Source organism: Bacteroides sp. HPS0048 (assembly GCF_964240755.1).
Classification (GTDB): Bacteria; Bacteroidota; Bacteroidia; order Bacteroidales; family Bacteroidaceae; genus Bacteroides; species Bacteroides nordii.
This window is the reverse complement of the sequence record NZ_CAXSVC010000022.1, coordinates 71,877-85,479: the sequence shown is the minus strand read 5'-3', so window position 1 is coordinate 85,479 and position 13,603 is coordinate 71,877. Positions and strand designations below refer to the sequence as shown.

At 38.6% G+C, this 13,603-nt stretch carries 5 protein-coding genes; 1 reads left to right on the top strand and 4 read right to left on the bottom strand.

Annotated features, from left to right (window positions below; translation table 11 throughout):
* Positions 1 to 117: 117 nt before the first annotated feature.
* From ACESQI_RS16685 to ACESQI_RS16670, 4 genes are all read right to left on the bottom strand, one after another.
* Positions 118 to 2,025, bottom strand: a complete 1,908-nt coding sequence (locus ACESQI_RS16685; protein WP_025867984.1) for a RagB/SusD family nutrient uptake outer membrane protein — start codon at positions 2,023 to 2,025, stop codon at positions 118 to 120.
* Between the two features lie 15 nt (positions 2,026 to 2,040).
* A complete protein-coding gene (locus ACESQI_RS16680; RefSeq protein WP_122200827.1) occupies positions 2,041 to 5,328 on the bottom strand; it encodes a TonB-dependent receptor in 3,288 nt (1,095 codons plus the stop codon).
* A gap of 11 nt (positions 5,329 to 5,339) precedes the next feature.
* Positions 5,340 to 7,895 carry a LamG-like jellyroll fold domain-containing protein gene (locus ACESQI_RS16675; protein ID WP_002559211.1) on the bottom strand — a complete coding sequence of 852 codons (2,556 nt, stop codon included), beginning with the start codon at positions 7,893 to 7,895 and terminating at the stop codon, positions 5,340 to 5,342.
* Positions 7,896 to 8,017: 122 nt separating this feature from the next.
* Entirely contained in the window at positions 8,018 to 9,073 is a 1,056-nt protein-coding gene (locus ACESQI_RS16670) for a T9SS type A sorting domain-containing protein (protein WP_002559210.1), read from the bottom strand.
* 514 nt (positions 9,074 to 9,587) lie between these two features.
* Here ACESQI_RS16670 and ACESQI_RS16665 point away from each other — a divergent pair.
* The gene (locus ACESQI_RS16665; protein WP_373126580.1) at positions 9,588 to 13,550 is read left to right on the top strand and encodes an ATP-binding protein; all 3,963 of its coding nucleotides are present in this window, start codon (positions 9,588 to 9,590) and stop codon (positions 13,548 to 13,550) included.
* Positions 13,551 to 13,603 lie beyond the last annotated feature (53 nt).

The following is a 13,603-nucleotide window of genomic DNA, read 5'->3' as shown; positions in this document are numbered from 1 at the left end:
TAAACAGTGGACAATATACGATAATTTCATCATTACTGCCCACTGTTATCAGGATTTATTTATAAATACCTATCAGAAAGTACACTGACATATCTGTCATATTATCCCTACCTATCCTTATTTGCTATATCCTGGATTCTGGTCTTCAATGGAAATCATATCATTAGTAGTTAATTCCATCTGTGGAATAGGAATCAACTGATTACGTATCAGATACGTATTCCAGTCTTCCTCGCCATCACTGGGATACCAATACTCTCTCCAAGGGGCAGCATAATTGTTTTCAAGACCATAATGATAACAAGCAGAAGTTATATGGTGGTTATTATTGCGTTCAAGTAGCTTCTTTCGCCATTCAATACCCCGCCTTCTTGTATCCGTAAATCCATCAAATTCTGCTGCCAATTCAAAGAGACGTTCATGGAAAATGTATTCCCGCACTGCCTCTTTCGACAAAGTAGCCGATAAATCTTTCGGATAAGTGGCTATCGGCTTAGCTGAATTACGTGCGCGCTGCAACACCTTGTTTACCAAAGAAATAGCAGTTCCCGTATTTCCTAATTCATTTTCAACATCTGCCATCAATAAAAGAAAATCAGCAAAACGATATACATACAGATTGTTATTAGCATAACGTCCGGAACAATCATTAGTCATATATTTTCCGAAATAAGGCCAGTCATTAATATTCCAATCCGATGGGCCTTTTGTTTTGCAATATGCTTCACGTAATAAAGAATCCAGTTCTTCTACTTTCGGATTCGTCGGATCCTCATATCCACCATTGATATAATCGATAGAATCCACCAATTCTTTATGCGTAGTTACTATCGGTACTTTAATAGGAGGTCTTCCAGGTCTGACAATCGAATCGACCCATGTCGTATCATTAAAAGATTTTGTTACGTAGGGATAAGCAGCCTGCCATTCATCCGACGGCATTTTATTAACATATTTCACCCATTTAGAGATGAAAGTAACCTTCAAACGCGGATCATCCTGATAAGTACCATGTGCCCAGTCATAAAAAGATTTATTAGGCTGCGAACGTCCCCAAGTTTCCCCCTGAGAAGAGTTCTGAGGAGAAAATGTCCAGTGCAATGAATTGTATCCTACATTCTCAGTCGTATTTTTAGTAGCATCGATTACAAAGACAAACTCTTTAGAAAAACTGAGACGTGTACCATTATATAAAGTATTAAAATCCGGTTCAAGATCAAAATCACTTTTGTCTAACACCAAGTCACCATATTCCTTTGCTTTCTTAAAATAAACATCGCTGGTTTGCATTTCCGGCCACGTCTGCTTCAAAACGCCTGTAGCCCAATAATCTCCGTTTTCGGCAGCCCAAGCATTACAGCCCATCACCCAATACAATTTCGCTAAATAAGCATAAGCAGAATATTTATTAGGAGCAGTCGGTTTATTACTTGCCAAAGAAGAGGTTTCATCCAAATCAACAGCAGCTTCCGTCCAATCTTTTATAATCTGGTCAATCGTCTGCTGACGGGTAGCCCGTGACACAGCTAAACTTTCCCGATCAGACGGTGTTAATCGCAGGGGTACTCCTCCGTAAAAAGAATAAAGAACATAGTAACATACCCCTCGCATAAATTTAGCCTGAGCTACCATATTGGCTTTCGTACTCCAATCAGCACTCTCTCCGTCTTCACACGCCTTTATAAAAATATTGCAATTTGCAATTGCCTGATAAAGCGCTCCCCATACCAGATTATTAAACTCATTCTCCGTAGGAATAGCCCCGGCAGTATACTGACAACGATTATCGGATGTGTTATAAGAGGTCCAGCACAGACCGGAAGCTTCCGTATTAATCTCAGGAAGCAATTGTGCAAAAGACCCCTGTACAGCCATCAGACCATAAATTCCGGTCAGAGCCATTTGTGCAGACTGTTCGTCGCTGTATACTACTTTAGAGTTTGTAGTGTACTTTGGATCTTCGTCCAAACAAGCCCCTAAAACAGCTAACATTAAAAACAGATAAATTATATTGATTTTCTTCATAATCAAACCAGAATATTAGAATGAAACATTAAGTCCAAATATAAACGAACGGGTATGCGGCATTGAACTCGTATCGATACCCGGACGCGTTCCGTCAAAAGCAAAGCTGTTTACTTCAGGATCATAACCGGAATAATTGGTTATTATAAACGCATTTTTCACTGATGCATAAACCCCAATACTATTAAATCCAATCTTTGAAACCAGATTTTTGGGCAAATTATATCCCAATGTAATATCCGAACAACGCAGATAGCTTCCATCCTCCACATATCTGTCCATTATAACTTTAGGAGTTACCGCGCCGGGCGAGGGCATTTCATTTCCATGATATTCTCCTATCCATGGATTATCATTTCTCCACATTTTCTCAAATGAACTTTTATAAATCATACTGGTCGAATTAGACGGTAAGATAGAATAACGTGCATTCGTATTTAGAATATCATTCCCCTGTACCCCGGTAAATGCCATGGATAGCGATAAGTCTTTCCACCTAAAATCAGTCTGGAATCCATATGTAAAATCAGGGTTAGGGTCTCCCAAAATGACCCGATCTTTTTCATTAATAGCCCCGTCACCGTTCTGATCTACAAACTTCAAATTACCTGCTTTTACCGTTCCTATAGACTTAGTTGCATCTATCTTATTTATATAAGGATCATTCTCCTGAATAATTCCATCCGTCTGATAACCATAGAACAAACCTGGGGCCTTTCCGGCAATAAATATATTCGCCTCACCAAAATGATCGCCCAAACTATTTCCCATATATGCTTTCCAATATTGTCCTGTCCCCCACTCTTCTTCCGGCAATCCGAAATCCAGAATCTCAGGTCGGTTGAAAGCTATATTACCAGAAAGCGACCATGTAAAATCTTTCGTACGGATAATATCTCCATGCAACGAAATCTCTAACCCTTTATTACGAAGGCTTCCCTGATTGATTGTCATTGATTTATAGCCAGTTGATGGTGGAAGATCGCGTTGTATCAGCAAATCTTTCGTCTTCTTGGAATACAAGTCGACAGTACCTCCGATTCGATCCTGAAAGAAAGAAAAGTCAACTCCGACATTATAGGAAACAGTTCTTTCCCATTTCAACCCGTCATTTTCCATTTTATCGACTACAAGACCTATCAATTTATCACCGCTACCGGTTGCCCCTTGTGCAGGTTTTTCTGCCCCCTGTGGCGTATTTGTAAATTGTGTACCGTAACTTGAGAATGTACTATACGGATCAATAGATTGAGACCCCGTTTCACCATACCCGGCACGAAGCTTCAATTGATTGATCCATGAATAATCTTTTATGAAATCTTCCTGTTCCAAACGCCATGCTACTGTTGCTGCAGGGAAATATGCCCACTGGTTACCTTTTTTAAACTTACTGGAACCATCGCCACGAATAGATGCAGTGAGCAAATAGCGCCCTTGCAAAAAGCTCAAATTTGCGCGTGCCAGGAATGACAGTAGTTGATAATCCCGTTGAGCCGGTTGTTTATACTCCACATTACCGGCCATGTGCATTCCATTGGAACGAAAACTATAGTTGTTAAAATCATTTCCAACAACCAGTGTATTCAGTGAACGATATGTATCATACGTGATACCAGCTGTAGCATTGATATCCACAATCCCCTTTACTTCATGGTTGAACTGAAACACATTCTCTACAGAATAATTGCTACGGTTAAAGTCCGACTGAGTAATATAGCCGTTCTGTGCAGAACCTGTATAAAGTGTAATGTTGAACCAACGGTCACGGTCTTGAATAGAGATATTACCACCGGCACGCAGATTATAAGATAGGAATTTAAAGATTTTCCAATTCAAATCCAGTGATCCACGAAATGTCTTTTCAATGGTAGTATCATCATAATCTTCCACCCACGTCCAGACCGTAGCCCGATCGGCAAGATTCGGAGTAGTCAGTTCCATTTCTTCTTCGGATTTTACATAAGGGGCACTTGACAGAGCAACGTTAGAGATAGAACCAGTTGCCCCCCCCGTCGTATTACCACCAGACATCATGTCATTCTGTTTGATAGATCCATTCACTGAAACAGCCATCGTAATGTTCTTGGCAAGTGTGGAATTCAAATTCAAACGGAAGTCACCTTGCTTTAAGCCGGTACCTTTTACCAATCCCTCAATATCCTTGTAGGAAGCCGAAGCAAAATAAGTAGTTTTCTCAGAACCACCGTTTACGGTGACAGAATAATTCTGTGAAAGAGCAGTACTATATATCTCTTTCTGCCAATCTATCGGATTCAAAAGTGTCCACTTCTCTTTTAACTTGGAGTTTTCACCATTTTTCCTATACACACCACCGTCTTGCAAGAAGAATTGAAAAGTATCATTCCACTCATTTTCACCGGTTTCCTTATTTATTTTCCACAGATTCCAATCCCCATTGTCATCCTTTTTATAACCTCCGCCATATACCAACCGGTATTGAGCATATTCCTCAAGACTCATCAATTCTAACAAATTGGCGGCATTGGCAACGGTAAAGTTAGCAGAAACTCCTACCGTCGTTTTCCCCGACTTACCTTTCTTAGTAGTAATCAAAATAACTCCGTTTGCACCACGAGAACCATAAATTGCAGTAGCCGAAGCATCTTTCAATACCTCGATACTTTCAATATCGGCCGGATTCAAAGAACTCAATGCATTGGTTGCAATGGTAAAAGTACCATCATTGCCGGAGTTGGCAAACTCTCCCGTAGAAGCTTGAGGAATATTGTCGATAACATACAAAGGCTGATTATCTCCACGCAATGAATTGGCACCACGTATCGTAACCGAAGAAGCGGCTCCCGGAGCATCAATAGAAGCTCCGATTGAAAGTCCGGCAATCTTTCCCTGCAACATATTATCGATAGAAGCTATTTTTCCTACCTCCTTTTCGTCCGGACGATAGGAAGACACAGCCCCCGTTAAGTCACTTTTCTTCATTGTACCGTAACCTACTACCACCACCTCATCCAACATTTCACTGTCGTCTTTCAAGACAACGTCAATGGTGCGCTGTTTGCCCACGGTAACTTCTTGTGTGGTCATACCAATGAAGCTAAAGACTAACACCGACTTTTCTGTTGGAACAGATATACTATAATTGCCATCTACATCAGTGATAGTACCATTTGTAGAGCCTTTTAGTAGTACATTGGCCCCCGGCATTCCAAAGCCATCTTCTGCTTTCACCGTACCTTTCACTATTATTTGTGAGAAGGCTAAAGCAGGAAGAAATAACAAACAAAATAACGCCAGGATACGTACTTGTGTTTTTCTTTCCATAATACTAAGATTTAATTAATATGTAACTTTTTTGTGTAATTTCCATTATTGGTACATACTTGTATCAGATAGGTCCCCTTTGTCAAAGATAGCGGGATTACATTTGTAACGGCATTCAAACGTTCCTGCATTACAACCTTACCATCGATTGCACAAATTTCACAGAAAGCATTGCCTGCATCCTTTTCTACAGAAAGAATTAAGGTTATCTGATTACCGGACGGATTGAGATAGAATGAAAATATTTCTTTCTTACCATTCTTTTCTATATTTTGTATCCCCACCGGGCCCAAATCTACTTTCGTAATCAATGTATCTACGTTAGATGCAAGTATATCATTTTGTGCACGTATCAAACTCTTATAATCTCTAACAGGTTGGTCATTACCCATATCAAAGTACATCGTTCCACGGCAATCTTTCTCTATAATAAATTCTTGTTTACGTTTCGTTTGGTTCACCCCATTATAATACTTAACGATGCCACCACAATCCCATGAATTCAAAGCCGGATCAAAATTACTATCATTCATTCCATATTTCTCAAACAGATCTTTATAGCCTTCCTCTCCGTTATTAACGAGCAATACTCCGTAAGACATCAAAATCTTATCTTTAGGAAATCCGTAACTTGTAAACCAATTGTAGGCTTCAGGATAATAATCCCAATAATAAGTTTCCTTGTTAGGGCCATATAGCTGGAACGTAAAGAAATCTACATCATTTATCATTGTTTTATCAAATCCGCCATAAGACACTTTATGCAATGAACAGGTAAATGTTTTTGTATCTCTATGCCCTGCCATAACTTCGTCAATCAAACGTTTTACGACATGGTTATAAATAGTCCAGTCAGACGAACTGTACATCCATTCCAGATCAACATCCAGACCATCACAATGTGTCAATAGTTTTTTTGCATCATTAATCATATTGTCCAGATATTCCTCTTTATTCAAAACACCCCATTTCCATTTTTCTCCATCCGGATAAATAATACCCATACGGATTTTCATACCACGATGTCCTGCATAATAATTACGAATGAACTCGATCATACCGATATAGCTCTGTGAGTCTTTACCGACATTCTCGGGATCATCCCCCTTCCAATAAGCATTTAAGAAAATATTATTCCAGCTTCCGATGTTCCATTGGTAACCGTTCTCAGCATCATTCTTTGCCGATCCGGAGCGGTCACTTCCCCAAACCATAACTTCATCCAGTTTTCCATCCAGATTATCTCCCAACGTTATTGTACTATTTGCAAACACCGGTACTACCTTTATTGTCATATCTTTACCACTAAGTTCAACGGTTTTACTGGAAATCTTATCATGCATTACATAATCAACGCTTATAAAAACCGGATTAAATCTACGACCTGTAATCTCTCCTTCAGCCGGTTTAAAACAAACACTCAAATAATGCCATTTTCCAACTTCCACTTGATTCTTCAGAGTAGCTATAGTCCCGCAAAAATCAACAACAATCTCCTTATTTGCTTCTTGTCCCAATTTAATGACCATGCAATTATCTTCGTCCTGATAGTTGGAGAATATACCGGCACCTTCTACCCATTTATCAATATAAATCCACCCCGACACAGTGGCAACATTAGGAGTACCGCAGCCAAATCGTTCAGTCGGATCAAAAGGTGCACGACCATCTTCTGCTACCATCTTAGATCCTATTCCATGAAAATCCATCACTCCCTTACGTCCTTCAAACTCAGCCAAATAAGACACATTCACAGGAACGGCGGAATTATCCGGATATTCCGGGAACAATGATCCGTCTTGCTGCACTTTGGCAGAAAGTAGAATCAAATCATTGGTCATCAGAAACATATCCCGGTTTATATTACCCCGGTCTGTAAAACGCATCAGATTTGTATATCCGGTCACTACGCGATAGCGCATTATCGCATTATCTTCAACAGCCACGCGTTGCATATTATTAATAATTCCATGGTGAGCAAACTGATAATCAACCAAATTCTCACATTGTTCCTGATCGCACTTCCAGTAAGAAACTAATGTATCGTAATTAGGATTAAACTTATTCAACGTATTGTTCCAAAAAAAGTCTTTCTGTTCCAATGCTTTCCTCCAAACACGTATTTCATCTATTTGACCTTTAAAATTTTTGCCAATATAACAGGTATTCACTGCATCCGGCAAAATAGCCGGTAACGTACCTGTTGTCTCTTTCTGTTCGTTATTCACGTATAACTTTACTGCACCATTATCATATACCATGGTCAATTGCGACCAGATATTCAATGCTATTTCCGGAGTGCAAGTAACAGAAGAAGCCCCGGCTTTAACAATCAGCGACTGGTTTTCTCCCAATTCTATAACAAGATTACTCTGGTTATAAAGCTGAGCACCTTTCACCCATTCTACAGGTTTAATCCATATTTGTACGGTAGCTTCCGCCAGTCCGTTCAACTCATTCATAATAGTTGACGTTTGAACAAAACCAGTACCATCATTATTTATCGCATAATTGGTCGTTTGCGAAAAAGAGTTTAAAAAGAAGCATCCCAAAATGCATGCTAACATAACTTTTTTTAAAACCATACTAATCAATTTAGATCATTAAATAAAAGATTAACAAAAGAAGAAACGAATCTTGACTCTTGCTGTGAAGCTGTAAAGATTCGTTTCCTAGATAGCTCAGAAAATTACAAAACAACTTTTCTACTGCTTTCTCCGATCTTGACAATATAAGCACCCTTTTGAGCCACAGGGATTGTTGTAACGCTTGAAATAGGAGCTTTGAAGGAAACCAGTTGTCCTGAAACCGAATAAACCTGAATAGGAGATTTTGCATCTACCACCGTAATTTCACCATTAGATGCCCAAACAACAGCGTTCTGATCAGCTGTCTTATAACTTATTCCGGTTGGAGAGTCATTCCATTCCACATCTTCCACTTTACCCGGAACATACTTATTATCAATTGCTCCGATTTTCTCCAGTTTAATATCACTAAATAGCACAATCGCATTTTCAATGCCACCACCTAACCACATCTTTATTACTAAAGGCAACTCTTTATAGTTAGGATCTGTATTATCTGCAATAGTTATATCCATTGTAGCAGTGCTCCAATAGTCGTTAAAGTCAGCATAAAAAGGCAATTCCAATTCACGATAAGAGCCGTTAGCCAGTCCGGTACCAGTATCTATTCCGTCATAAGCAGAAGTAGCTAAAGTCAATTTCATTGCATTGGTACCCGAATTTGCAATAACACGATACCCCATAGAAACACGATAATTTGCGGCCAAAGGAATATCTGTATTTGAAAGCCAGAACATAGTAGCATTAGGCATTGCCTTGATATTCTTTACAGCTCTGGGGTCAGACATGGTAGAAGCACTACCTTGATAGCAGAACAAATTGCCTAACTCACCACCATCTACAATTTGACATGCTTTATAGAACTCTTCAAACACAGCTTTATCTGCATCTGTTACATTAGCATACAGATCACTTCCCGGTCCTGTCACATCCCCACCAACGGCGCATGCCAACCCAATAGAACCATCCAAAGCATCCCCTAAACGGAAAGGAGCTTTACAGTTCCAATTAGTAGAAGCCATTTCTTTAATAAATAATCCTGCTGCGCTACCTTGCTGCTGCTTACTAAATGTCCATGCAGCAGGAGCATAATTTTGTGCCATTGTACACATAGAGAATAGGCAAGCGGCCGAAATTAAAAGTAAATTTTTTCTCATAATAATAAAAATTAAAGTTAATAATAGAATGATTTAACGTCACCAATATAAATTAATAATACGTTATTTTTTCATACCGCAAACATAATCTACATAATATCAATCGATGTTTAAAAACGGCTATTATTATTCTAAAAACGTTCCAAAAGCGCTTTAGAGGCTAAATAGGGACATTTTTAGAAATTACATGATTGATTTTAGAAATCCATGTAGCCAGAAGCACCTTACATTATGTATAACTCGAAAAGATAAGAATACCTCGTTTTTACACCTGTAAACGAGGCTTAAGAATCGTTCTTGCCAATGGGTTGGCAGAGTATTGCCTTCATGTTGGCAAAGGTTTGCCACCTTGTTGGCAATACCTTGCCAATACGTTGGCAAAACAAGCATCCACGGTCTGCCTCACCAAGTATCCGGTTAGATATAGAAAGTAACCAATATATTATTCTGCATACCTTTTGTTTATCTGCCTCATTTATCTTAAATTTGTCCGAACAAATCAGAAGAACCGATTATGAAAAACTCTATAAATGTGCTAAGCGGCTTATACAGGTTTGTAGGATGCATATTATCAATACAATGTAGCATTTTCTCTCTACACGCTTTTCCGGATTATTACTTCAAGCAATTATCATTACAGGAAGGACTTTCACAAACAACTGTCAACTGTGTGCTAAAAGATTACAAAGGTATCATCTGGATAGGAACTCAGATGGGATTAAACCGCTTCGATCAATACGAATTGAAAAACTACTTTTATGATTCATATTCCTCTCACTCATTACCAGACAATGAAATCTGTTTTTTAGAAGAAGATTCCTTACTCAATCTATGGATAGGAACCCGGGAAGGACTATCACTCTATAGCCGGGGAGAAGATAACTTCACTTTATTATATCATAATAATGCTCCCGTACAAGCCAAAACAGCTTGTCTGCTAAAAAATGGAGTGTTGTTTGCCGGAACCGGGCTTTGGTTATATAGCTATGACGACCGGAAATTACATAGCCTCCCAATCATTAATAAAGGCGAAACTATCAACGATTATTTTATGTATATCCAACCGTGGAAGAATGATATATACATAATAGGAACACTATGGAAAGGTGTTTACCTCTATCATGCCGATAGCCATCAGCTAACACCTTTCACCTCATGTGAGGAACAACACATAACTTCATATTTTATTGATAAGCACAAAAATCTATGGTTATCACCCTATGGCAAAGGGATAGTATGCTATGATATAAATGGCAATAAGGTAGCCAGTTATTCAACTCATAACTCCGAACTATGCAATAACGTAGTATTGGATATGTTGTCTTATAAAGATGAACTTTGGATAGCAACTGATGGCGGTGGAATAGCTCGCCTGCATCTGCCTACTAATACTTTCCGGACCATCGAATATCAAACGGGGAATAATAATTCATTCCCGACAAACTCTGTAAAATGCTTGTATGCAGACCGGTCACAAAATTTATGGGCAGGTACTATCCGGAACGGATTATTGAACATACGTGAAGTATACATGCGTACCTTTCAGGATGCACCGTTGGAAAACATTTTCGGATTGACCAATAAAACGGCCTTATGCCTGCATGAAGAAGACGGCTTTATATATGTAGGAACAGACGGAGGTGGCATCAACCGTCTGAACCAAACAGAAAACACATTTAAACATTACCCTCTGTGCTGCAAAGAAAAAGTGGTATCGATAGCTGGATATAGCCGCCAGGAACTGATTGTATCCTTTTTCGGAAAAGGACTTTATTTCTTTAATAAAACAACAGGAGCTTGTCGTCCGTGTAATTTCATAAACCAATCTCTCATAGATCAAATAAACCTGATGGGAAAGAGCATCTGTATACACCAGTTCAGTCCCGGCAAATACCATATACTGGCAGAACAGGTATATATTTATGATACGAAAACAAATCAACTTTCTCAGGTACGGATGGTAGATATACGAAAAGATACGGAAACGCCTACTAGCAACCTGAAAGTAATCACCTCAACAGATTCGGTAACTTATCTGAGTGGAATAAGAAATATCTTTCGATTAGATAATCATACCCGAACTTTATCTCCACTTTATTATACCAATCCGAATATTACGATAAATAGTGTATGTAGTGATGCACAAGGAAACTTTTGGATGGCAACCAATCGTGGACTAATGGAGTACAACCGAAAAGATAAATCAGTTAACAAAATAGAGACTTCACTATTCAGCGAAGCCAGAATAGTAGTCTACGACTCTACGGGAAGAGTATGGGTAGGTGCATGTAATATGTTATTTACTTATTCTTTATCGGACAAGCGATTCACCATTTTTGATGAAAACGATGGAGCTTTGGCCAATGAATATATGTACACTAATTATCCGGTATCACAATCAGGAGATATCTACCTATGCGGAGCAAACGGTTTATTGCGTATCTGCAAGGGGTATCCATTCAAAGACAGTAAAATGCCTTCCATAAAACTGATGGATGTAGAACTAAACGGAGCCACGATCACAAATCAGGTTTCAGAAAAGGGAGAATTGACTCTCCCATATCATTACACATCTCTCGTTATTAAACTGATCGGAAATGAAGAAGATGTATTCCGGAGAAGAATATACCGGTTCCATATTTCGGAAATGACACGAGATATTGAATCGTACGTTCCTACCCTACCCCTTTATTCACTACCTCCAGGCAACTATGAGGTATCTGTTTCGTGTAGTAACCGGGATGGCAGTTGGACAGATATGGTCCCGATACTCAGCCTGAAAGTTTCGGCTCCGTGGTGGCAAAGTATATATCTGAAACTATTGTCAATAGTTCTATTCATTGTATTCTGTATCTTTTATATGATATATTACAATCGAAAAAAAGAACGTAAACTTCAATGGGAATTAAAAGAGCATAAGCAAAATATGAATGAGGAAAAAATACGTTTCCTTATCAACATGAGCCATGAGTTACGAACTCCGTTAATGTTAATATATGCTCCACTCAGACGACTGTTAAGTAAAGATATGACAGTTGATGGAAAATTGAAAGAACAACTGGAAGGTATCTGTAAACAGGTAAGACGAATGAAAAACCTCATAGAAATGGTACTCGATGTGCGTCGTATAGAGATGGGACAAAATGTATTGCATCTTTCAACTACCCATTTCAACGATTGGCTGGAAGATATTGCCGGCAGTTTCACCGAAGAATTCACTAACAAAGGAGTAGATTTTATATATAACTTTGACAATCAAATTGCTGATTGGACATTTGATATGAACAAATGCGAAATGATCATATCCAATTTATTGGCAAATGCTCTGAAATTTACTCCAGCGGGTAGTACAGTAACACTAACTACACGCAAAGAAGAAGGGCATATACGAATTCTGATAACCGACGAGGGTGTCGGCTTGGACGAAGAGGATATGAAACATCTGTTTGTCCGTTTTTACCAAGGAAGAAATTCGAAAGAAGGAAGTGGCATCGGACTATCTTATGTGAAAGTGTTAGTAGAGCTGCAAGGAGGAAAAATAAATGCTTATAATAATGAAAAAGCGGGAGCAACCTTCTATTTTGATCTTCCGGAAAAGAAAAATGAGATATCACCGGAACAATCAGTCAATATATCACTTAATGACATACTTCGCTTTTCTGAAAAAGAAAAACCGGAAACAAAAGAGGAAGACGAAACATTCGACACTAAAAACTACTCCATACTGGTAGTGGAGGATAATGTAGAATTATGTAACTTTCTCAAAGAAGCCTTGAAAGACAATTTCCAAAACGTATACACAGCTAATAATGGTAAGGACGCCTTTATCATTGCTACACAAAGCCTACCGGATATTATTGTGAGCGATATTATGATGCAAGGGGGAGACGGACTGGAACTCTGCCAACAAATTAAAAAACAAGAGAAGACTTGCTTTATCCCTGTAATTCTACTGACCGCACGAACAGATGTTGAAAGTACAGCTTCCGGATATAAATCAGGGGCTGATATTTATTTAACTAAACCATTCGAAGTAGAAGAACTGACAATTATAGCACATAATTTACTGAAAAACAGAAAAATGTTACAAAAGCATTACCGGAATCATGTCAGCAGTATATCAATAGAAGGAAAAGAACCCAGTAACGCAGATGAAAGATTCTTGTTCAAGCTGAACAATATTATTATAGAAAATCTAAATAATCCTGATTTAGATGTAGACTTCATTGCTGAAAGAATGGGAATGGCGCGAACTACGCTTTATAACAGACTAAAAGCGCTGAACTATATGGGTATCAATGATTGCATCAATAACTTCCGTATAGAAAAAGCGCTGCAAATGTTACGCGAGACAAATTGCAATATGCTTGAAATATCAGAAGCAGTCGGCTTTAGCAGTCAACGCTATTTCAGTACATTCTTTAAAAAGATGGTAGGTTGTACACCTACCAAATACAGAGAAGAAAATCTTCAATAAGAAATATTTTTTATATATATCACCACAAAAAATAGTCTGTGGTGATATATATC